Below are 20,718 nucleotides of genomic sequence, written 5' to 3'. Positions count from 1 at the left end.
CAGGAAGAACCGGGGACGATGGGCCCCGGGGGTCAGATGCCGGTGTAGTTCTCGGCGAAGAAGTCCTGGTGCGTGCGGGAGGTCCGCAGGCTCTCCAGGCGGGCGTACTGCAGGGCACGCCCGTAGCGGGCCGCGTCGCCTTCGCCGGTACCGGAGTCGGTGCCGGAGTCGGTGCCGGTGCCGGAGTCGGTGCCCTCGCGGTGCGGGTCGGCCGGGCCGTGCAGCAGGCCGCTCATCCAGTGCGAGAACTCATGGGCGCGCCAGACGCGGGGCAGGCAGTCGGCGGCGTACCGGGCGAGGCCGGTCCGGTCGCCGTGCGCCAGGGCCCCTTCCAGGGCGCGGGCCAGCAACTCGGCCTGGAGCACGGCGAGATTGGCGCCCTTGGCGGCCGAGGGGCTGATGAGTCCGGCCGCGTCGCCGGCCAGCCACAGCCGTCCGGCGCCCGGGGACTCCAGGACGTCGGAGCGCAGGTCGACGACCGCCTTCTCCAGGACGGGACCGTGGCGCAGCGGCCCGAACTCGGCGGTCCGCAGCCGGGTCGCCAGTTCCGCCCAGATCCGGTCCTCGCTCCAGTCGGCGGGATCGGTGCCGCGCGGGCACTGGAGGTAGTAGCGGGTGACGGTGGCGGTCCGCGCCATGTGACCGGCGAACCCGCGCTCGTGCAGGGCGTATCCGACCGCCTCCAGGCTGGGCGGGGCGGCGGCCAGCACGGCCAGCCAGGAGACCCCGTGGTCCCAGCGGGCGGTCCGGGTGCCGCGGGCCGTCAGTGCGGCGCGGCCGGTCCCCCGGTGTCCGTCGCAGCCGGCGACGTACCGCCCGGTGACGTCCGCGCCGCCGCGCACCCGTACCCGTACCCGGCCCCCGGCGGCATCCTCGGCCACCTCCTCGGCCTCGGCTCCGAAACGGATCTCACCGCCGCGCCGCAGGTACTCGGCGATCAGGTCCCGTACGAGCTCCTGCTGGGGGTAGACGGTGTGCGGCTCGCCGAGGCCCGACTTGCCGTAGTCCAGGGTGAATTCACCGCGGTCGCTGCGGAACAGGCAGCTGGTGTGGGTCTTCCCCCGGGCCAGCAGGCCGGCCGCCAGGCCGTGCTCCGTCAGCACGCGTACGGAGTGGGCGGCGAGGAATCCGGCACGGGCCCGGCCCTCCACCGCGACGCGGTCGCGCCGCTCCAGGATCACGCAGTCGATGCCGCGGTCCAGCAGCAGGTTCCCCAGCACGAGCCCTGCCGGGCCGGCGCCGAGGATCACTACACCGACCTGTGCTGTTGCCATGCCCCACCCCTGGAGTTGCCCTCTGTCCAGAAGGTTTCATATCAGCCCAATCACCAGCACAAGCCGCAGAAGCGGACTAATTACCCCTAAAGGGTTGCCGGGATGGCGGGAGCCGCCGGAAATCAGGCGGAGAACCAGGGGAAAACAGAGCGGTGCCCGTCCGCATCGAGATACGGACGGGCACCGGATCGAGCGCCGGGCAGGCCTTGCACCTGCATTTCCCCGCAGGAAGCGGAGCGTCTTTCCTTGGACCACCAACGCAGCACCAGCCACCGTGAGTTGCGGCGACCAGCTCGATAACGATCATACCGTACGCCGCGCCTCGCCCTGCCCCTCGTCGAGCCTGCTGACCAGACCGCGCAGCACGGGCCCGTACTCGGGGTGCGCGAGGGCGAAGGCCATCTGGGCGACCAGGTAGTCGGCGGGGTTGCCGGTGTCGTACCAACGGCCCTGGATGACCTGCCCGTACACGGCCCGGCTGGCGGCGTAGGCGTTGATGGCGTCGGTCAGGTAGACCTCGCCGGTGCGGTGCTCGTACCAGCGGCGGGTCTGCTCGCGCAGCTCGTCGATGATGCCGGGGGTGACGACGTAGCCGCCGATGGCCGCGTACGGCGACGGCGCGTCGGCGGGCGCGGGCTTCTCGACCAGGCCGGTGATGCGCAGTTGGCCGTCGCCGAGGTCCTCCTTGACCATGGGCACGCCGTAGCGCTGGGAGTCGGCGGAGTCCATCGGCAGCAGGGCCAGCACCGGGCAGCCGGTCTGCTCGTAGGCCCGGATCAGCTGCTGGGCGCGGGGCACCTCGGCGACGAACACGTCGTCGGGCCAGAGCACGAGGACGGGCTCGTCGCCGAACGAGCGGGCGGCGTTCAGCACGGGGGTGCCGTTGCCGTACGGGCCGTACTGGTCGAGGTAGGTGATGTGCCCCCTGCGGGCCAGCTCGGCGACCTCCTCGACGGCGTCCGCGTAGGCCGTCTTCCCGTCGCGGCGCAACTGCTCGACGAGCCCCGGATTGGGCCGGAAATGGTCCTGGATCAGGCTCTTGCCGCCCGAGACGACGATGGTGATGTCGGTGATGCCCGAGTCCACCAGCTCGCGCACGGTGTGCTCGATCACCGGTTTGTCGCCGACCGGGAGCATCTCCTTCGGCGTGGCCTTGGTCAGGGGCAGCAGGCGGGAGCCCAGTCCGGCGGCCGGGATCACGGCCCTGCGGATCGTCGGGGACATCAGGTCTCTCTCGGTCGGACGGCATGCGGTACGCGGACGCTACCAACGGACTCTGTGGCGTCCGGGAGCCGGCCGCCTTCGAGGCCGAATCCGGCGCGACGGCGACGGCGACGCGTGCGGGGTACGGCCCATGCGCGACCGTCCGTCCGTCGTCCGCACTGTCGAACAGCGACGGTCGATCCGACTGTCCGAACCGACGACTTGACGGATGCTCACTTTACGGAACTGACAGCCTGCCGACAGACACCGTTCCTACGGTGCCGTGTCCATGACAGACACCTCAGATGGCGCCCGCCCCGTCGGCCGCCGTACCGTACTCGTCGCCACCGGAACGACCGCCGCCGCCCTGGCCGTAGGCGCAGCGGTCTCGACCGAGGCCCCCGCGGCCGCCGCCGCCCCCGACCTCCGGCCGGCCGCCGCGGCGGCGGTCTGCACCCTCACGGAGGAGATGACCGAAGGCCCCTACTACCTCGACGGCGCGCTGGTCCGCACCGACATCACCGAGGGCAAGTCGGGCATCACGCTCAAGCTCGCCCTCACCGTCGTCAACTCCGCCTGCACCGTCATCCCCAACGCGCTGGTGGAGATCTGGCACTGCGACGCGCTCGGCGAGTACTCCGGCTACGTCGGCAACAACGGCCACAACGAGTCCGACGACGGCACCTTCCTGCGCGGCGGTGTGCTCACCAACTCCAGCGGCGTCGCCAACATCACCACCATCTACCCGGGTTGGTACCGGGGCCGCTGCATCCACATCCACGTGAAGGTCCACACGGGCGTCACCCTCACCTCGGACGGCTCCTTCACCGGCGGGTCGACCCTGCACACCGGCCAGCTCTTCATCAACGAGAGCATCACGACCGCGGTCGCGGCGGTCTCGCCCTACTCGACCAACACGGTCACCCGCACCACGCTCGCCCAGGACGGGATCTACGACGACGGGGGCGCCTCCTCGGGCCTCCTGACCGTCACCGGCTCCACCACCGCCGGCTACACCGGCACGCTCACCCTCGGCGTCTCCGGCTGACGCACCCGGGCCCCGGGGGACGACGAGGTGCGCGCCCGTCCCCCGGGGCCCGGTTCAGGGTCTGCGACGCGGTGGCAGGTCCACCTCGGCCCGTACGGTCTTGCCCGGTGCGCCGTCGCGGTCCCGCTCCAGCACCTCCCACCGATCGGCCAGCGCGTCCACGAGCACGAGCCCGCGCCCACCGGCGTCCAGCGGCCCCGACGGCCGCAGGTCCCGGGGGCCGGGCGGCCGCCGTTCGGCCCGGGTGTCGCTGACCTCGACCCGCACGCTCCCCGTCACCACCGAGAGCCGCAGCTCGAAGTCCCGCCCCGGCACCCGCCCGTGCGTCACGGCATTCGCGGCCAGCTCGGCAACGATCACCTCCACTTTGTCGATCACCTCCGCCGCCGCGAACCGGCCACCCCACGCGTGGAGTTGAGCGACGGCGAGATGCCTCGCGAGCCGGGCACCACGCGGGGTGCCACTGAGCCGCTGGGCGAGTGTTCGACTGACGGTGACGACGGTGGGAGGTGCGTCCATGCCCCCAATCTGGCGCCTGGAGCAGGCAGTTCTCCAGGTGGGAGCCGTGTACGCCGGCCCCGCGTACGCGGTCACCGACTGGACCGTACCGGTGACCGAACGTCACCATGGCGAGCGGGAGGTGGCCTACGTGGGCGATGGAGCGGAGCCGGAGTCGTCGGACAGTCTGCGGACCTTCGGGGCGGTGGTCCAGGCGTTGCGCGAACACGCCGGGCTGAGCAGGGAGGAGTTCGGCGAACGGGTGCGGTTCTCGAAACACACGGTGGCATCGGTGGAGCTGGGCCGCCGCATGCCGGACGAGTCCTTCGTGGAGGCGGCGGAACAGGCCCTCGGCAACACGGGGGCCTTACGGCGGGCGGCGGGACATGTGGCTCGGCAGCCGGGGTTGGCGGCGTGGTTTCGGCGGTGGGCGCGGATGGAGGCTTCGGCGATCACGCTGTACACGTACGAATGCCGTTTGCTTCCAGGGCTGTTACAGACGGAGGCATACGCGCGGACGTTGTTCACCCAGCAACTGCCGCCGCTGGACGACGAACAGATCGAAGCGCAGTGGCTGGCCCGAGCCGACCGGCAGCGACTACTGCGCGGGCGCCCCAACACTGCGTTCAGCTTCATCCTGGAGGAGGGGGTGTTCCTGCGCCGGACGGGTGGAGCGGAGGTCGCCAGGGAACTCATCGATCACGTACTGCGGCTGGCGGAGCTGCGGAACGTCGAGATCCAGGTCATGCCCACGGTACGGGAGTCACACGCGGGGCTCGACGGTCCCGTGCAGCTTATGGAGTCCCCGGAGAACAAGTGGTTCGCCTATTGCGAAGGGCAACGCGGCGGTCTGCTCGTGTCCGACCCGAAGGAAGTGAGCATCCTCCAGCAGCGCTATGCCAGGATGCGCTCACAGGCCCTTACGCTGGAAGACTCCCGGAGCCTGTTGCAGCGGATGCGAGGGGACCTATGAGCACCAGCAACCTGTCGTGGTTCAAGAGCAGTTACAGCAGTGGCGGCGACGGCGACTGCGTCGAAGTCGCCCTCTCCTGGCACAAGTCGAGCTACAGCAGCGCCTCCGGCGACAACTGCGTCGAGGTGTCCCTCTCCTGGCCCAAGTCGGTCTACAGCATCGGCGGTTCCGGCGACTGCGTCGACGTCGGCACCCGCCCCGCCACCATCCACATCCGCGACTCGAAGAACCGCCAGGGCCCCCAGCTCACCGTCTCCCCGGACGCCTGGGCCGGCTTCCTCACGCACGCCGGAAGGTGACAGTACGCGGAGCAGCGTTCGACCGGCCTCTGTCCACCACTGCCCACTCGCCTTCGGACCCTCCCGCCGACGGGCGCCATCGCGACGCCGACCCCGGGCGCGACGCAGGGCGTACGTAGGGCCCTACCAATGGGCTGTCCCGCAACGATCAAGAAGCCCTCGCTCGCGGACACACGGCCGTGAGTGGAGACCGTGCGCCGCACCGAGTCGGCATGAGGTTCGTTCGCTGAGCCCGGGAAAACCGTTGGACCCGTTAGCGGGGGGGCGTCATAGGGTTCGGGGCGCGGTGATGCGGTCGGTCGGCGAGGGAACGGTGGATGGCGGGACTGTACGAGATCTGGCAGCGGGCAGAGGTGGCGCGCAGGCTCGATGTGTTGTCGGGCTTCGTCGCGATGTGCGTGGCGGGGGACGACGACGCGCGACGTCGTCTCGCCCAGTTGGTTGCCGGCGCGGAGGCGGCCCTCTCCGCCTCGCCCCCGGATGTGGTGGTCGCCTCGGAGTACCTGGACGAACTCGTCTGCTGGGCTGACACGGAGTGGGCCGATCACCCCTATCGTCCCGTGGAAGCCCGGCCTGACGAGGCCGACCGCCAGACGCGTGACTACGCGAAGGATCTCCGGCACGCTGCACTCCCGGTCCGTATCCGGGACGAGATGGGCCGCATCGAACTCAGTCTTGAGGTGGGGTTCCTGGCCTTGTGTCGGCAACCGGGGTTGGGCTGTCGGATCCGCCAGGACATCTTCTACGTCGCCGGGCGTGCCGCGATGGCCCTCGACCTCGGGCACTTGGAAGCGGCAGAGCGGGAGATCCGGCGCATGGAACAGGTGGGTTCCGTGGAGCCAGGGGAGAGCCGCTGAGGCTGATTCGCGGCTTTCCGAGGTCCACAGGTGTGGAACGATCTCTTCACGTGGCTGGTGTGATCACGGCATCGGAACCGCATTGGATAGCCCCGTTCAGCGGGCTGCAACGTCGCGACTTCCGCAGACTGATCGCCATGTTGCGCCGAGAAGGTGCTGAGCTGACTCGTCGAGGGCGTCCCTGGTCACTGCCGCTGGAAGACCGGGTACTGCTGGTCACCGCGTACTGGCGGACCAACCTGACACTGCGCCAGCTTGCCCCACTGTTCGGCATCTCCAAGTCAGCTGCCGACCGCATCATCGACCACGTTGGGCCGTTGCTGGCACTCAAGCAACGGCAGCGCTTCCGCGTCGGCACCGTACTCATCGTGGACGGCACCCTGGTCCCCATTCGCGACCACACGGTCGCGGAGCAGTCGAAGAACTATCGGTACTCCACCAATCACCAGGTCGTCATCGACGCCGGCACCCGTCTGGTCGTCGTGGTCGGCCGCCCACTGCCGCGCAACCGCAACGACTGCAAGGCGTGGGCCGAGTCCGGCGCCGAAGCCGCTGTCGGACGAACACTGACGATGGCCGACGGCGGCTACCTGGGCACCGGGCTCGTGATGCCGCACCGGCGGCGCAAGGGTGTGGAATTGCCTGCCTGGAAGCAAGCCCACAACAAGTCTCACAAACAGGTGCGAGCCCGCGTCGAGCATGTCTTCGCCCGTATGAAGGAATGGAAGATCCTCCGCGACTGCCGTCTCAAAGGCGACGGTGTGTACCACGCCATGCTCGGCATCGCTCGCCTGCACAACCTTGCGCTCACCGGGTAAGCGAAGACGGGTCTCAGGCAGGCCGGCCTGCGGCCAGCAGCGGGGGCGGCGTATGCCGGGGCCACGGTGCGCCGACCTGCTGCGACGCGGCGGACCGGAACGCTTCGGCCAGGATGCTTCCCGGATACGTGCCGAACACCGGGTACTTCCATCGGTAGTAGCAGTCCCAGTAGCTCACCACGCGCCGCTCCGTCCGAGCGAAGAACGAAGGGTTGCGGGCGATGAACTCCCCATATAGGCCACACTCGGAGGAGTTGGGGACATCGAGTCCGGGGAGCCCCTTGCGGATCACCTCCAGGATCTCCACAACGTACTCGCCGGCCAGCTGCACCACGAACGGGGCCACCCATGGCTCCCTTGAAGCCACGATCCGTCCGAGACGGCGCTGGCGAACCCTGCCGTCACTGTGCCGGGAGTACAAACAATGCAAGATCAGCTGCTGAGTCCCGGTGAGGGAACCCTCCATGTCAGCGTCCGGCTCGCCATGGTAGATCCGTGAGGGGATGGTGACCGTCTCGCCCTGCACCTCAACGCGGAAGGGCTCAACCGGCGAGACCGCGGCGAAGGGCATGACAGCCAGAACACTCTGCACGTCCCCGGCAAGCCGAGACGGGAACGCCGCCATCAGGACATCAGAACCATTCGACAAAGCCCGAGACTGCTGCACAGCTCCAGAGTAGGCGGGCAGCTTCCGAACCTCGGCCGCCCCGCCCCTCACGACTGTGTACCAGAGCCATCCCCTGCCGTTACAGGACAGCCCTAAGCCGACGCGGCGCCCTCGGTGTCAAACACCCCAGAAGCCCTGCCGGAAAGAAGTCCGGCAGGGCTATCAGCTCTCATGGACACACCACTTCTACAGCACATTGCCAACCGCCCACACCTGGTCAAGGCGAGGGCGGCAAGTATAGCAAAAGAACCGGATGGAATCCTAACCAATCGGGCGGGCGGCCCTTAGGCTTCCGTCACCATTGAGTACTACTTTGATGCCATAGGCCCTATTGGAGGCCAGTCCGCAACTCTGCATCTCGCCCAGAATCCCGACACCATCAGGTCCAGCATTGACCCCACCCTGGTAGACGTATCCATCACGTTCGCCATTTTCCTGCGCCGGATTGTTCTTAACGACCTTCTGAATCCATTGCTGGACGTTCCAACCCTTTCCAATGAATGCACCCTTCGCTCTTGGATCGCACAAATCACCGCCGATACGATGCCAGTCAACGCCGCGCGCCGTTGAGGCAGTCGCTGGAAGTATCAAATCATCCCGACAGGGAATAGACGATAATCTCACCCTGCACTGTACCGACCGCAATAAACGCGCTCCCGTCGACCTGATCAAAGGCGGTGATCGACACCCCAGAAAGCGGGAAATCTATCCTCTCACCCGTATACGCATGCCACGTTCGAATGATTCCCTGGTTTCCCGCAGCGAAAAGCAGTGGAATACCTCCGGGACAAGCGGTGGCCAAACGATGTACGTCCACCCCGGTCGCCAGCGGATTGCCGACACGTTCGCCCGTCTCCCCATCCCAGCGGAAAATATCGCCAGTAGCATCGCTCGAAGCGAACAGACTCCTGCCATCAACCATACCCAGACAGGAAATCGCTTTCACCGCAGAGGTATGCCCTTTGATCGGAAGCCCGATGGGGGCGCCGGTGGTTGCGTCCCACCGCCTCAGATAACCGGCATCATCTCCGGATACGATGACAGCCTCTTGCGCCGACCGGCGAACGAGCCCCACAGTCAGCACGGAAGAAGTGTGACCAAGTAGCGGCGCTCCCAATTCTTCGCCGCTCGCGATGTCCCACCGATAGACGGCGCAATTTTGGCCGGCACCTAGAAGTGCTGCACGGCCGTCCGGAAATGCGGCTACTTCCATGCCCCAAATCGTAGTAGATTCGAGGCATTCCAATGGTTCCCCGGTGAGGGCATTCCAACGCTCGACGCCTTCCTCTGTCGATACGGCCAGAATGCATTGCCCTCCCGAGAGCCCGGCAAGAACCGCGCTATTATAGCCCGGAAGCTCTTCCGTGGAGCACCACAACGATGCAAAGTTGCCGAGATCCCACCGATTAATTTCGGGCGTCCCGCCCGATATCGAGATGAGGACATCCGCCCCGTTACCGCCGGCCACCGCTAGTGGAAGCACCGCGTTCGAGTATCCCGTCTCGACGGTCAACACCTCAACTGCTCTCACCACGAGCCCCCCCTGCAAGCCTGAATCAGAAAAGGCTACCATAAACGCACCCATCGTCAGGCCAGCTGATTGCCTGCTCACTTTTCGACTCCTTCCTCGACCCCCTCTTCGATCATGCCCTGAGGGCTAGCGACCGACCCCAATGAGTCGGTTACCGCCTGCATCGCAGCACCCCGGTTGGGCTTGAGTCCGAGGGATATTCTCGACCTTCTTAGGTATCTCTGGTCCACTACCTCATCACCCAACATGCTATTTGCGTCTTGAAGTTCCGGAGATTCCTGTTTCCCGAGGCCTAGGAATATTGCGAGAGCCTTTGCGCGTGCGGGGCTGCATACGCGAGTGGCGACGTACGCGTTCTGCACCATGGTGATCTTACCGCCCAGATCTGCTCTTTATAGCGCCTCGTTTTCACCATATCTTTCCGCCACCATATCGGCGTGTTCCCCATTCGTTTGGCCTCTCAAAGAGGGTGAACCCGAGCCCACTTCGCTTGAGCCGACCCGCCCTATCCCCACCCTCACCAAAATCGGACACAAGGCACATCGCGAGGAAAGGGGAGGGAACGTGACGCGATCCACCCAGGGAGTTGCTATGGAGAATCAGCTCACCGATCGCCTTCAGCGAGGCGGTTCAATTCCCAGGGCAGGCGAATCATCGGCAAATCGCAAAGAAGCCGAGGTCGATCACGGCCACGAAGAGCACGCGGCACCCCCTTGGCCGCCAACAGCCCGGCCGAGCCCCTCGCGAGCCCACTCGCACGCCGCACGAAGACCCAACAAGGCGCGGCCTGAATGCGCCCTCCCGAAAGAGAAAGAAAACGCAAAGGCGGATCGATGTGAGCACAGTTGATTCACAGCCCGCCCGGGTTCGCGGCGCGATTTTTGTCGACCGATAGAATCGTGCCATGTCTGTAGCCATCGGCTTCCTGCCCGTCCGTCCGCACCGGGTCGTGGTGCTCGCCCTCGACGGGGTCTACCCGTTCGAGCTGGGGATCCCGAACCGGGTGTTCACGTGTGTTCCCGGCGCCTACGACGTGGTGACCTGCGCGGCGACGGAGGACCGCACCGTGGCGACCAACGCCGACTTCACGGTCACCGTCGGGCACGGGCCCGAGGCGCTGGAGAGCGCGGACACGGTGGTCGTGCCGCCCTACGACATGGCGCGGATCGCGCCGGAGCTGCCCGAGCCGGTCGCCGCCGCGCTGGCGCGGATCCGGCCCGGGACCCGGATCGTGTCCATCTGCACGGGCGCGTTCGCGCTCGCGGCGGCCGGGATGCTCGACGGGCGGCCGGCCACGACGCACTGGGCGCTGGCGCCGCGGTTCCGGCGGATGTTCCCCCGGGTCGCCCTGGATCCGGACGTGCTGTTCATCGACGACGGGGATGTCCTGACCTCGGCCGGGGCGGCCTCCGGCGTCGACGTGTGCCTGCACGTGGTGCGCTCCGACCACGGCAGCGCGGTCGCCAACAGCGTGGCCCGGCAGTGTGTCGTACCGCCGTGGCGGGAGGGCGGCCAGGCGCAGTACATCGACCTGCCGGTGCCGGAAGAGGGCGCCACCGGTACCGCGGCCACCCGGGCATGGGCCCTGGAGAACCTGGAACGGCCGCTCGCGCTGGCGGAGTTGGCCGAGCATGCCCGGATGAGCCGGCGCACCTTCGCCCGCCGGTTCCAGGAGGAGACCGGGACCAGCCCGGGGCGCTGGCTGATCCAGCAGCGGGTACGACGGGCCCGCGACCTCCTGGAGACCAGCGAGCTGTCGGTCGACCGCATCGCGGCCGAGGTGGGGTTCGCCACGGGCACGTCGCTGCGGCAGCACCTGCACGCGGCGATCGGCGTCTCCCCGCAGGCGTACCGGAATACGTTCCGGGCCACGGCGGCGGCCAGGGTCTGAGCGAGCGGGGTCCCGTCACCGGCGCGAGGTCCCGTCACCGGGAGGCGTCGCGCCGGGCCGGGCCGGCGGCCTACTTGCCGGGGCACTGCTTCCAGGCGAGGTGGTAGACGGTGCTGATCTCGCCGTCGGTGGAGTCCATGGTCATGAAGCTGACCTTGCCGGGGTTCGCGCTGCCCGCGGTCACCCGCAGCTCGGTGTTGATGTTGAAGTTGCGCTGCACCCCGCAGGGCGCCCAGACCAGCTGGGCCCAGTCGGTGGTGTCGGTGGCCTGCCAGTTGTCGTCGTAGGGCCCGCTGAAGGGGTGGCTCGCGGCGGCCGTGTTGGACGAGCCCTGGAAGTAGTACGAGGCGCGCTGGGTACCGGTGGCGCCCGGCTGGAGCGAGGCGAAGCCCCGGTAGTCGGCGCTGGCGATGGCGTAGGTGAAACCGCCCGGCACGTGCACGACCAGGTTGAGCTGGCAGTTGCGCCGGAAGGCGGTGGGGTCGGAGGAGCCGCCGGCCTGGGCGAGGTAGGAGCTGTAGGTGACGGTGAAGGCCTCGTTGTCCTCGGACACCGCGACGGCGGTGGTGCCCGCCGGACAGCCGGAGCCGTTGACGGTGGCCACGTTGATGACGATCTTGTCCGGCGGCGGGTCGTCGAACACCGGCGACGACGAGGCGCTGGCCTGCGCGGGCAACCCGGCGGTGAGCAGCGCGGCGAGCGCTCCGCCGAGCAGGAGGCCGTGTCTCCTGGGTCCCATGGTTTCTCCAGTTCGGGTGATTCGAGTGGGGGGTTGCACCCGCGGCCTCCACGGTTCAACTTTGAAGAAACTGTGAGTTTCCTGTGAAGCCCGGGGCGCTCGAATCGTAGGAACCATGGCATGAACCCGTCAGGTCGAACTCCGGCCATTCACACCACCGGATTTCACACCTCACCGAAGACTCAGGGGTTCTCCCAGGCCGCCGGTTCCGCCGCCAGTTCGCGGACCGGATCCGGGAGGGCGTCCGCCGCGATGTCCGCCACGGTGACGCCTTCGAGGATCTTGCGGACGTTGGCACGCAGGGCGATCCACAGGGGCAGCAGCGGCTGGGCGGTGCCGGTGTAGGCCAGACCCGTCGGGCGTTCCCCCCGTACCGAGACGATCGGGCCGTCCACCGCGCGGATCAGGTCCGCGACGGTGATCGCGGACGCCTCCCGCGCCAGCCGGTAGCCGCCGCCCCCGCCACGCCGGCTGTCGACGATCCCGGCACGCCGGAGATCGCCCAGAATGCCCTCCAGGAACTTGTGCGGAATCTCCTGTGCACCGGCGATCTGCTCCGCCTTCACCGGGCCGTCACCCTGCCGTACGGCGAGCTCCAGTACCGCCCGTACCGCGTAATCCGCTCGTGCCGAGATCCTCATGCGTCCATTGTGGGGCGTCCTCCCATGGACAATGGCCGGACCCGCGCCCCGTAAGATCGCCCGGGAGGATCCCTTGGCGCTCAGCAGACGTACCTTCAGTGCCCTCGCCGGCTCGACCGCGCTCGGTTTCGCCCTGGGCGGCAGCGGCGGCCCCGGAGCGCCCGCGGCGTACGCGGCGCGCAGCGTGCCGACCGGGCCCGCCCCGGCCCCGCCGCACGCCGACGGGCAGCGGCACACGATCGGCCACGACCACCACTCCCTTCTCGTCGACGGCCGGCGGCTGGTGGTCTGGTCCGGCGAACTGCACCCCTTCCGGCTCCCGAGCCCGTCCCTGTGGCGGGACGTGCTGGAGAAGATGCGGGCGCACGGCTACAACACGGTCAGCATCTACGTGGCGTGGAACTACCACTCCCCCGCGCCCGGCAGATACGACTTCACCGGCGTCCGCGACCTGGACCTGTTCCTGCGCACGGCCGCCGAGACCGGGCTCTACGTCATCCTGCGCCCCGGCCCCTACATCAACGCCGAGGTCGACGCCGGCGGCTTCCCCGGCTGGCTCACCGCCACCGAGGGCGCCGCCCGCTCCACCGACCCGACCTACCTGGGCCATGTCGACGAGTGGCTGACGGCCGTCAACGGCATCGTGCGCCGCCACCAGTACACGGACGGCGCCGGCAGCGTCCTCCTCTACCAGATCGAGAACGAGTACGACGGCCACGTCGCCGACCCGACCGGCCCCGCCTACATGTCCCACCTGTACCGGAAGGTGCGGGCCGACGGCATCGACGTCCCCCTCTTCCACAACGACAAGGGCCGCAACGGCTACTGGATCCCCGGCTCCTTCGACACCGGCGGCGAGACCGGCAAGTGGCTGTACGGCTTCGACGGCTATCCGTCGCCCTCCCAGCCCCCGCCGGACTGGGGCGACTTCGGGATCGGCGGCCTCAAGGGCGGGGCGACCGCGAGCCCGCGCACGCCGGGGTTCGTGCCGGAGTTCGGGGGCGGCTGGTTCGATCCGTGGGGCGGGGTCGAGTTCGGCGGCAAGGGCTACGCCGAGTCCCGGCGCACCCGGGACGCGGCCTACGAACGCCGCTTCTACCTCACCAACCTCGCCAACGGCCTCACCCTCCACAACGTCTACATGACCTTCGGCGGCACCACCTGGGGCTGGCTGCCGGCCCCGGTCGTCTACACGTCGTACGACTACGGCGCGGCCATCGACGAGGCCCGCAACGTCACGCCGAAGATCGCGCCGATGCACCAGCTCGGCCACCTCCTGCAGCGCGTCCCGGACTTCGCGAAGCTGGACCGCGCGGCCGACGTGCACGTGACCGGGCTGAAGGCGTACCACCTCACCAACCCCGACACCCAGGCACACGTCTACGTCCTGCGCAACGACGGCGCCGACGAGGTCACCTCCACGCTCCGGACGGCCGCCGGGGACGACGTCGAGCTGACCGTCCCGGCCCACGACGCCCGGCTCGTCACCACCGGTCTCTCCCTCGGCAAGCGGAAACTGCGCTACTGCACCGCCCAGCCGATGTTCGTGCTCACCGCCGGCCGCTACGACGTGGCCCTGTTCACCGGCCGGTACGGCGAGATGGCGCACCTGGTGCTGGAATGCCCGAGCGAGCCCTTCGTCCAGCGCCTGGACGCCGAGGCGGCCTGGGTCTACGACCAGGACGTCCTGCACGTCACCGCGCCGCTCGGGCAGGGCGGGCTCACCCGGGTCCTGGTCCAGCGCGGCGAGAGCGACACCCCGCTGCTGCTCCTCTTCGCCGACGACGCGACATCGCTGCGGCTGTTCCCGCGCGACACCCCGTCCGGCACGGTCCTCGTCTACGGCCCGGCACTGCTGCGCCACGCGAAGGTCAGCGGGTCGGTCGTCCAGCTCACCGGGGACACGGTCGGGCCGACCGGCCTGGAGGTCTGGGGCCCCCGCGGGATCACCTCGGTCACCTGGAACGGGCAGCCGGTGCAGACCCGGGTGAGTCTCTCGGAGAGCCTGGTCGCCCTGGCGGACATGCCGGGGGCGCCGCGGCCGGCGCCGCCGGCCCTCACCGGCTGGCGCCGCAAGACCGAGAACCCCGAGTCGGCGGCCGGCTTCGACGACTCGGCGTGGACGGTCGCCGACAAGGTGACGTCGTTCAGCACGACGGCCGTCCCGGCGGACCGGCCGGTGCTCTTCGCCGACGACTACGGCTTCCACTACGGGGACGTCTGGTACCGGGGCCGGGTGGAGGGTGACCTGTCGGACCTGGAGTCGGTCTCCCTCTCCTACAGCACGGGGACCCAGGGCATGCTGATGGCCTGGCTGGACGGGGAGCCGCTGGGCTCGCACCGGATGCCGGTGCCGGACGCGAAGACGGTACGGAAGGGGACCTGGGCCGCGACGGCCGAACTCTCCGTCGCCGAGCTGCACCTGAAGAAGCAGGCGAGGACGCAGACGGAGCGGGAGAGGCGGTCGCATGTGCTGTCCGTGCTGGTACGGCGGATGCAGCACGACATGGACGGCGGGTCGCTGGACACCCACAAGGCGGCCCGCGGGCTGACCGCCGTCTCCTTCAAGGGAGCGTCACCGAAGGCGAGTTGGCGGATCCAGGGGGCCACCGCTCCGGATCCGGTGCGCGGGCCGATGAACAACGGCGGGCTGTACGGGGAGCGGAAGGGGTGGCATCTGCCCGGGTTCGCGGACGGCGGCTGGGAGACGGCCGTCCTTCCGCGCGCCGACCAGGGGATGGGCGTCACCTGGTACCGCACCGGGTTCCGGCTGTCCGTGTCGGCCGGGGTGGACGCGTCGGTGGGGCTGGTGCTGGAGGACGACCCGGCGCGGGCGTACCGGGTGCAGATCTTCTTGAACGGGTGGAATCTCGGGCAGTACGTCAACGACGTGGGGCCGCAGCACACGTTCGTGCTGCCGAGCGGGATCCTGCGGACCCGGGGTGAGAACACGCTGGCGCTGGCCGTGCTCTCGGACGGCACGAGCGAGTTCGGGCCGGGGGTCGTGCGGCTGGAGCTGCTGGGGAGCGCGGCCGGAGGAGTTCCACTGGCTTCGGTGGACTCCCCCGGTCGTTAGCTGCGGGCCGGTGGGGGCTGGTCGCGCAGTTCCCCGCGCCCCCTACGGGGCGCTCACGCCAGTCGAATCACATTCCAGGACAGGGGTTCGAGAACGGCCGTGAGCGTGCCGTCGGTCAGCGTCGTGCCCGCTGCCGGGTGAGGTGCCACCCGCTCCGGTTCCTCCAGGGTGTTGCGGGCGTCCGGGTCCTCGTCGGCCAGGACGCTGTGCTCCGCCACGGACGTCAGGCCGAGTCCGCTCAGGGCGACCTCCAGCGGCAGCGCCTCGGTCCGGCTGCGGTTCACGGCGAAGACCGTGACCGTGCCGTCCTCGGCCCTGACCGCCGTCGCGTGCAGCAGGCTCGTCTCGCCGTACTTCTTCGTGTCGTGCGTCGGTGAGTCCACCCGTACGTCCAGGACCTGGCCCCGGCCGTACCGGGACGCCTGGGCGAAGGGGAAGAAGGTCGTCTGGCGCCAGGCCGGGCCGCCGGGCTCCGTCAGGATCGGGGCGATGACGTTGACCAGCTGGGCCAGGCAGGCGACCGTGACCCGGTCGGCGTGGCGGAGCAGGGCGATGAGGAGGGAGCCGAAGACCACCGCGTCCAGGACGCTGTAGTTGTCCTCCAGGAGGCGGGGGGCCTCGGACCAGTCCCGCGCGGCGGAGTTCTCGATCTCGTGCCACCTCGAGGTGTACCAGACGTTCCACTCGTCGAAGGAGAGGTTGATCTTCTTCTGCGACTTCAGCCTGGCGCCCACGTGGTCGCAGGTGGCGACCACGTTCTCGATGAAGGACTCCATGTCGACGGCGGAGGCCAGGAAGGAGTCGAGGTCGCCGTCCTGGGGCTCGTAGTAGGCGTGCAGGGAGATGTAGTCGACCAGGTCGTACGTCTCCGCGAGGACCGTCGCCTCCCACTCGGCGAAGGTCGGCATGGACTGGCTGGAGGAACCGCAGGCGACCAGTTCCACGGACGGGTCCATCTGGCGCATGGCGCGGGCGGTCTCGGCGGCGATACGGCCGTACTCCTCGGCCGTCTTGTGTCCGGTCTGCCAGGGGCCGTCCATCTCGTTGCCCAGGCACCAGACCTTGATGCCGAAGGGGTCCTTGTCGCCGTGCGCGGCCCGCAGGTCGGAGAGGGCGGTGCCGGAGGGGTGGTTGGCGTACTCCTGGAGTTCCAGGGCCTCGGCCACGCCCCGCGTGCCGAGGTTGATCGCCATCATGGGCTCGGCCTGCGGGCCGACCTTCTTCAGGAAGGAGATGTACTCGGCGAGTCCGAAGCGGTTGGTCTCCGTCGACCGCCAGGCGAGGTCCAGGCGGCGGGGGCGGTCCTCGACCGGGCCGACCGAGTCCTCCCACCTGTAGCCGGAGACGAAGTTGCCGCCGGGGTAGCGGAGGGTGGTGACGCCGAGTTCGCGGACCAGGTCGAGGACGTCCGTACGGAGGCCCTCGGCGTCGGCCGTGGGGTGGGTCGGCTCGAAGATGCCGGTGTAGACACAGCGGCCCAGGTGCTCGACGAAGGAGCCGAACAGACGGGGGTTGACTTCGCCGATGGTGAAGGCGGGGTCGAGGGTGAAGCGGGCGGTGCGCAATGTTCGCCTTTCGGGGGCCTGGTGTTTCGTGGGCGGGTGCGGGTGGCTGGGCGTTCCGTTGTCATCCTCGTCGCCCCTGCCTGTCCTCACCTTCGGGATCCGTCGCACTCGCGACTCTTGTTCGGTATATCGGCTCACGCTCGTAACCCCGAACGGGACCGTAAAATCGAAGCACCCCCGCGTCAATGGGTCCGGCGCGAATTTCATGCATCGGGCAATCGTTCTGTGGTGAACTACCGCTCGAACTGGCGCCCCCGGACGCGTAGTCTCGGACGGGCCGACGCGGCGCGGCGACCGCCGTCGGGGCGGTGCGAAGGGGGAGCGATGGACTTGGCCGGCGCGCGGCACCGGTGGGCCCGGATCGCCGCGAGGCTGCGGCACTCCCGGCCGGACACCCGGGCACGGCGCTCCCGGCCGACCGCGGAGATGCGCCGGCTGACCGCCGCCCTCAGCGCCGCCGTCCGCGCCAGACCCCGGACACCCGCCGGCGTGCGCGAGCTGTGCGGGGCGCTGTGCGCGGAGATGAGCCGCAGACGCGAGGGCCGGCCCGTCGAGCTGCGTTTCGAACGGTTCCCCGACGAGATCGAGGTCACCGGACTCTGGGTGGAGTTCCAGGACTTCGACCTGGTGATCGTCGAGGAGCGCGCCGAGTCCGTCCAGCAACTGGTCATCCTGGGACACGAGTTGTGGCACATGCACGCACGTCACACGCATCATCACGCGGCCGCGGCGCACGCCCTCGCCGGGCGGCCGGGCTGGGACTCCGTCGCCCTGACGGTGGCCGCCCGCAACGGCTCCCGGGAGACCGACGAGGCCGAGGCCGACGACTTCGGGCACCGGCTCGCGGCCGCGCTCCGGTCCTTCCTGCCCGGCCGGGGCGGCGAGGCCCCGCCCGATCCGGTCCAGCGCTCCCTCGGCTACCGCGGGCGTGAAGGCGCCGCGCGGTGACACACCCCCGACTGGCCGAGGGCCCGGCCGCGTTCCTCACCGGGATGTACATCTCCTTCTGGCTCCCGGGCCTGGTGCTGACCGCGGCCCTGGTGATCAAGCTGCCCAGCATCCTCAAACTGTGGCGGGACCCGCTGCTGCGTGCCGTCGGCGGCCTGCTGCTGTTCGCCTGCGCGGTGTTCGCCTTCGCCGCCCCGGCCACCATCTCCTGGACGAACCGGGTCACCGGCGTGCCGAACATCGCGGCACCCCTGGTGTACTCCCTGATCACCGCGTTGTCCGCGTCCTGGCTGCTGCTGGTCGTGCACTGGCGCAACGGCCACACCGACCGCCGGGAGCAGACCCGGCGCGCGACCCGCTGGGTGGTCTGCGTCTACGCGGCCGTGGTGGTCGCCCTGTGGGTGCTGTTCGCGCTCGCCGACGTGCCCGTGGAACAGGTGCGGAACCTGGACACCTACTACGCGAGCACGCCGTTCATGCGCGAGGAGATCCTGCTCTACCTGCTCGCGCACACCGTGGCCTGCACGATCACGACCCGGCTGGTGTGGAACTGGATCCGCACCGACGGCCTGGACGCCTGGCTGCGCTGGGGGCTCAGGTTCCTGGGCATCGGCTACGCGACGAACCTGCTCTTCAGCGCGGCCAAACTGACGGCCGTGGTGGCCCGCTGGACCGGTCACGACCTGGACTGGCTGAACGCCAACATCGCACCGTCGGCCGCCTGCATCGCCGCCACCTTCGTCGCGATCGGGTTCATCGTCCCGCACGCCGGCCAGTACTTCCACGACCGCTGGCTGCTGCGCCGCCAGCACCGCGGCCTGAAACCGCTCGCCCGGCTGCTGCGGCCCGTCGCGGGCGGCCGCGAACCGCTCGCCCTGCGCGCCACCGCCGAGCTGCGCCTGCTCCGCCGCGAGACGTACGTCCGCGACGCGCTGCTGCAGCTGTCCAGGTTCCTCGACGAGAACCTGCGCGGCCGGGCCTACGACGCCGCTCTCGCCCTCGGCCACGAACCCGGCCGGGCCCAGGCCCTGGCCGCCGCCGTGACGATCCTGGAGGCCGTCGAGAGCGGACGGCACGCCCCGGACGACGACGGCGGCACCGGCGAGGCCGACACCTCGTACCTGCTCCAGGAGATCCAGGCCCTCTCCGAGGTCCTGCGCCATCCCGACGAGATCACGGCGGTACGCACCCGCGCGACCGTCCCGGCAGAGAGCATGTCCACGCATGAGTGAACGCCCCTCCCCCGCCAGAGCCGCCGTCGTCCTGGGGGGATCCCACACCGGCATGCTCGCGGCACGGGCCCTGGCCGGCCTCGCCGACCGGGTGGTCGTCGTGGAGCGCGACGAGCTGCCCGCGGCGCCGGGACCCCGCAGGGGGCTTCCACAGGCCCGGCACGGGCACATGCTCTGGTCGGGCGGGGCACGGGCGATGGAGGAGCTGCTGCCGGGCATCGGCGCGCAGCTCCTGGCCGCCGGGGCGCGCCGGGCCCCGGTCACCACGGACATGGTCGTCCTCTCGGCGCACGGCTGGTTCCGGCGCTGGCCCGAGTCCCACCACGTGCTGCTGGCCGGGCGGGACCTGCTGGACGCGACGGTCCGGGCGCGGGTCCTCGCGGACGGGCACGTCGAGGTGGCCGGCGGCACGGAGGTGCTCGGGCTCGCGGGCGGCGCGGCGGCGGTCACCGGGGTCCGGGTGCGGGACCGCGACGGCCGGGAGCGGACCCTCGACGCGGACCTGGTCGTCGACGCCACCGGCCGGGGTTCCGGTGCCCCCCGCTGGCTCGCGGCCCTCGGGCTGCCCGCGCCGGAGCGCCGCGAGGTCGACACCGGTGTCGCCTACGCCAGCCGGCTCTACCTCGCACCCGAGGCGGCCCGCGGCGGCTTCCCGGTGGTCAACGTGCAGCCGGACCCGCGGAACGGCGGCCCCGGCCGGGCGGGCTTCCTGCTGCCCATCGAGGACGGCCGCTGGATCGTCACCCTCAACGGCACCCGCGGGGGCGAACCGACCACCTCCGCCGACGACTTCGTGCCGTTCGCCCGCGAGCGGCTGCGGCACCCGCTCATCGGCGACCTGCTCGCGCGGGCCGAGCCGCTGTCCGACGTCGCCTTCACCCGCGCCACCGTCAACCGCCGGTACTTCTACGAGCGGATGCCGGCCTGGCCCGACAACTTCACGGTCCTCGGCGACGCCCTGGCCGCCTACAACCCCACCTACGGGCACGGACTGGCGGTGGGCGCGCAGAGCGCGCTGCTCCTGCGGGAGCTGACGCGTCGTCACGGCCTCGGCGCGCCCGGCCTGTCCCGTCGCCTCCAGAAGGCGCTGGCCCGGCCGGTCGGGGCGGCCTGGGACCTCGCCGTCGGGCAGGACGTGTTCTATCCGGGGGCGACGGAGGGCGGGCCGACGGCCCGGGACCGGGCGGTGGCCGCGTACGTGAACCGGCTCATGTACACGGCGACCGGGAACGGGCGCATCGCCCGCCGCGTGACGGACGTGACGTCCCTGGAGCGGCGGGCGGAGGTACTGCTGACACCGTCCGTCCTGCTGGCGGCCCTGGCGGGGCCGTCGAAGCCGACCCTGACCGAACCGCCGCTGACCACGGAGGAGCTGAAGCGGGCCGGCCTGCAGTAGCGCCCTCGCGGCAGCGCCCCTTTGGGGGCGCGGGGAACTGCGCGACCACCCCCCACCCGCCC

The 20,718-nt window shown here is 69.8% G+C and carries 18 protein-coding genes; 10 read left to right on the top strand and 8 right to left on the bottom strand.

The annotated features are described in order from the left end of the window. Window positions 1–32: 32 nt before the first annotated feature. On the bottom strand, window positions 33–1,274 hold the full coding sequence (locus IEZ11_RS07045; RefSeq protein ID WP_189261695.1) for a 4-hydroxybenzoate 3-monooxygenase: 1,242 nt from the start codon (window positions 1,272–1,274) through the stop codon (window positions 33–35). Window positions 1,275–1,577: 303 nt separating this feature from the next. Continuing rightward, complete coding sequence (locus IEZ11_RS07040; RefSeq protein ID WP_189261694.1) at window positions 1,578–2,498, bottom strand: UTP--glucose-1-phosphate uridylyltransferase; 921 nt, start codon at window positions 2,496–2,498, stop codon at window positions 1,578–1,580. 268 nt (window positions 2,499–2,766) lie between these two features. Here IEZ11_RS07040 and IEZ11_RS07035 point away from each other — a divergent pair, with 268 nt between their 5' ends. Next, window positions 2,767–3,525 carry an intradiol ring-cleavage dioxygenase gene (locus IEZ11_RS07035; RefSeq protein WP_189261693.1) on the top strand — a complete coding sequence of 253 codons (759 nt, stop codon included), beginning with the start codon at window positions 2,767–2,769 and terminating at the stop codon, window positions 3,523–3,525. A 54-nt stretch (window positions 3,526–3,579) separates the two neighbouring features. On the opposite strand, the gene IEZ11_RS07030 is transcribed toward IEZ11_RS07035, so the two are convergent. After that, window positions 3,580–4,044 (bottom strand): ATP-binding protein, encoded by a 465-nt coding sequence (locus tag IEZ11_RS07030; protein WP_189261692.1) that lies wholly within the window; start codon window positions 4,042–4,044, stop codon window positions 3,580–3,582. Between IEZ11_RS07030 and IEZ11_RS07025 the strand changes: the two genes are divergently transcribed. From IEZ11_RS07025 to IEZ11_RS07010, 4 genes are all read left to right on the top strand, one after another. Continuing rightward, entirely contained in the window at window positions 4,043–4,996 is a 954-nt protein-coding gene (locus IEZ11_RS07025; RefSeq protein ID WP_189261691.1) for a helix-turn-helix domain-containing protein, read from the top strand. The two genes, IEZ11_RS07030 and IEZ11_RS07025, sit on opposite strands and share 2 nt — an antisense overlap. After that, the gene (locus IEZ11_RS07020) at window positions 4,993–5,295 is read left to right on the top strand and encodes a DUF397 domain-containing protein (RefSeq protein ID WP_189261690.1); all 303 of its coding nucleotides are present in this window, start codon (window positions 4,993–4,995) and stop codon (window positions 5,293–5,295) included. The genes IEZ11_RS07025 and IEZ11_RS07020 overlap by 4 nt, the downstream gene beginning before the upstream one ends. 317 nt (window positions 5,296–5,612) lie before the next feature. Beyond that, the gene (locus IEZ11_RS07015; protein WP_189261689.1) at window positions 5,613–6,152 is read left to right on the top strand and encodes a hypothetical protein; all 540 of its coding nucleotides are present in this window, start codon (window positions 5,613–5,615) and stop codon (window positions 6,150–6,152) included. A gap of 50 nt (window positions 6,153–6,202) precedes the next feature. Further along, complete coding sequence (locus tag IEZ11_RS07010) at window positions 6,203–6,970, top strand: transposase (protein WP_189261688.1); 768 nt, start codon at window positions 6,203–6,205, stop codon at window positions 6,968–6,970. A gap of 13 nt (window positions 6,971–6,983) precedes the next feature. On the opposite strand, the gene IEZ11_RS07005 is transcribed toward IEZ11_RS07010, so the two are convergent. Continuing rightward, window positions 6,984–7,637 carry a hypothetical protein gene (locus IEZ11_RS07005; protein WP_308426459.1) on the bottom strand — a complete coding sequence of 218 codons (654 nt, stop codon included), beginning with the start codon at window positions 7,635–7,637 and terminating at the stop codon, window positions 6,984–6,986. Between the two features lie 592 nt (window positions 7,638–8,229). Then, entirely contained in the window at window positions 8,230–9,249 is a 1,020-nt protein-coding gene (locus IEZ11_RS07000) for a WD40 repeat domain-containing protein (protein WP_189261687.1), read from the bottom strand. Between the two features lie 823 nt (window positions 9,250–10,072). Here IEZ11_RS07000 and IEZ11_RS06995 point away from each other — a divergent pair. Next, the gene (locus tag IEZ11_RS06995) at window positions 10,073–11,059 is read left to right on the top strand and encodes a GlxA family transcriptional regulator (protein ID WP_189261686.1); all 987 of its coding nucleotides are present in this window, start codon (window positions 10,073–10,075) and stop codon (window positions 11,057–11,059) included. 70 nt (window positions 11,060–11,129) lie between these two features. Here the strand turns inward: IEZ11_RS06995 and IEZ11_RS06990 are convergent, their stop codons facing one another. Both IEZ11_RS06990 and IEZ11_RS06985 read right to left on the bottom strand, forming a co-directional pair. Further along, on the bottom strand, window positions 11,130–11,798 hold the full coding sequence (locus IEZ11_RS06990) for a DUF4360 domain-containing protein (protein WP_189261685.1): 669 nt from the start codon (window positions 11,796–11,798) through the stop codon (window positions 11,130–11,132). A 182-nt stretch (window positions 11,799–11,980) separates the two neighbouring features. Further along, window positions 11,981–12,439 carry an RrF2 family transcriptional regulator gene (locus tag IEZ11_RS06985; protein ID WP_189261684.1) on the bottom strand — a complete coding sequence of 153 codons (459 nt, stop codon included), beginning with the start codon at window positions 12,437–12,439 and terminating at the stop codon, window positions 11,981–11,983. 73 nt (window positions 12,440–12,512) lie between these two features. Between IEZ11_RS06985 and IEZ11_RS06980 the strand changes: the two genes are divergently transcribed. After that, entirely contained in the window at window positions 12,513–15,515 is a 3,003-nt protein-coding gene (locus IEZ11_RS06980; protein WP_189261683.1) for a glycoside hydrolase family 35 protein, read from the top strand. Between the two features lie 53 nt (window positions 15,516–15,568). Here the strand turns inward: IEZ11_RS06980 and arfA are convergent, their stop codons facing one another. Then, window positions 15,569–17,080: an arabinosylfuranosidase ArfA gene (arfA, locus tag IEZ11_RS06975; RefSeq protein ID WP_189261682.1), complete on the bottom strand. Its 1,512-nt coding sequence runs from the start codon at window positions 17,078–17,080 to the stop codon at window positions 15,569–15,571. Window positions 17,081–17,404: 324 nt separating this feature from the next. Between arfA and IEZ11_RS06970 the strand changes: the two genes are divergently transcribed. Genes IEZ11_RS06970 through IEZ11_RS06960 form a run of 3 tightly spaced genes read left to right on the top strand, consistent with a single transcriptional unit; the run spans window position 17,405 to window position 20,656 of the window. Next, window positions 17,405–18,028 (top strand): toxin-antitoxin system, toxin component family protein, encoded by a 624-nt coding sequence (locus tag IEZ11_RS06970; RefSeq protein ID WP_189261681.1) that lies wholly within the window; start codon window positions 17,405–17,407, stop codon window positions 18,026–18,028. Next, window positions 18,025–19,260, top strand: coding sequence for an MAB_1171c family putative transporter (locus tag IEZ11_RS06965; protein WP_373294842.1), 1,236 nt, complete (start codon window positions 18,025–18,027; stop codon window positions 19,258–19,260). Before IEZ11_RS06970 ends, IEZ11_RS06965 begins: the two co-directional genes overlap by 4 nt. After that, window positions 19,253–20,656, top strand: coding sequence for an NAD(P)/FAD-dependent oxidoreductase (locus tag IEZ11_RS06960; RefSeq protein ID WP_189261680.1), 1,404 nt, complete (start codon window positions 19,253–19,255; stop codon window positions 20,654–20,656). Before IEZ11_RS06965 ends, IEZ11_RS06960 begins: the two co-directional genes overlap by 8 nt. The last annotated feature ends 62 nt before the right edge of the window (window positions 20,657–20,718 follow it).

Source organism: Streptomyces fuscichromogenes (genome assembly GCF_014645815.1).
GTDB classification, from domain to species: domain Bacteria; phylum Actinomycetota; class Actinomycetes; order Streptomycetales; family Streptomycetaceae; genus Streptomyces; species Streptomyces fuscichromogenes.
This window is presented reverse-complemented; position numbering and strand designations above follow the sequence as displayed.

Excerpts from the sequence above, each read along its gene's own strand:
- IEZ11_RS07045 (WP_189261695.1), bottom strand. The coding sequence starts at position 1,274 with ATGGCAACAGCACAGGTCGGTGTAGTGATCCTCGGCGCCGGCCCGGCA.
- IEZ11_RS07040 (WP_189261694.1), bottom strand. The coding sequence starts at position 2,498 with ATGTCCCCGACGATCCGCAGGGCCGTGATCCCGGCCGCCGGACTGGGC.
- IEZ11_RS07035 (WP_189261693.1), top strand. The coding sequence starts at position 2,767 with ATGACAGACACCTCAGATGGCGCCCGCCCCGTCGGCCGCCGTACCGTA.
- IEZ11_RS07025 (WP_189261691.1), top strand. The coding sequence starts at position 4,043 with ATGCCCCCAATCTGGCGCCTGGAGCAGGCAGTTCTCCAGGTGGGAGCC.
- IEZ11_RS07030 (WP_189261692.1), bottom strand. The coding sequence starts at position 4,044 with ATGGACGCACCTCCCACCGTCGTCACCGTCAGTCGAACACTCGCCCAG.
- IEZ11_RS07020 (WP_189261690.1), top strand. The coding sequence starts at position 4,993 with ATGAGCACCAGCAACCTGTCGTGGTTCAAGAGCAGTTACAGCAGTGGC.
- IEZ11_RS07015 (WP_189261689.1), top strand. The coding sequence starts at position 5,613 with ATGGCGGGACTGTACGAGATCTGGCAGCGGGCAGAGGTGGCGCGCAGG.
- IEZ11_RS06995 (WP_189261686.1), top strand. The coding sequence starts at position 10,073 with ATGTCTGTAGCCATCGGCTTCCTGCCCGTCCGTCCGCACCGGGTCGTG.
- IEZ11_RS06990 (WP_189261685.1), bottom strand. The coding sequence starts at position 11,798 with ATGGGACCCAGGAGACACGGCCTCCTGCTCGGCGGAGCGCTCGCCGCG.
- IEZ11_RS06985 (WP_189261684.1), bottom strand. The coding sequence starts at position 12,439 with ATGAGGATCTCGGCACGAGCGGATTACGCGGTACGGGCGGTACTGGAG.
- IEZ11_RS06970 (WP_189261681.1), top strand. The coding sequence starts at position 17,405 with ATGGACTTGGCCGGCGCGCGGCACCGGTGGGCCCGGATCGCCGCGAGG.
- IEZ11_RS06960 (WP_189261680.1), top strand. The coding sequence starts at position 19,253 with ATGAGTGAACGCCCCTCCCCCGCCAGAGCCGCCGTCGTCCTGGGGGGA.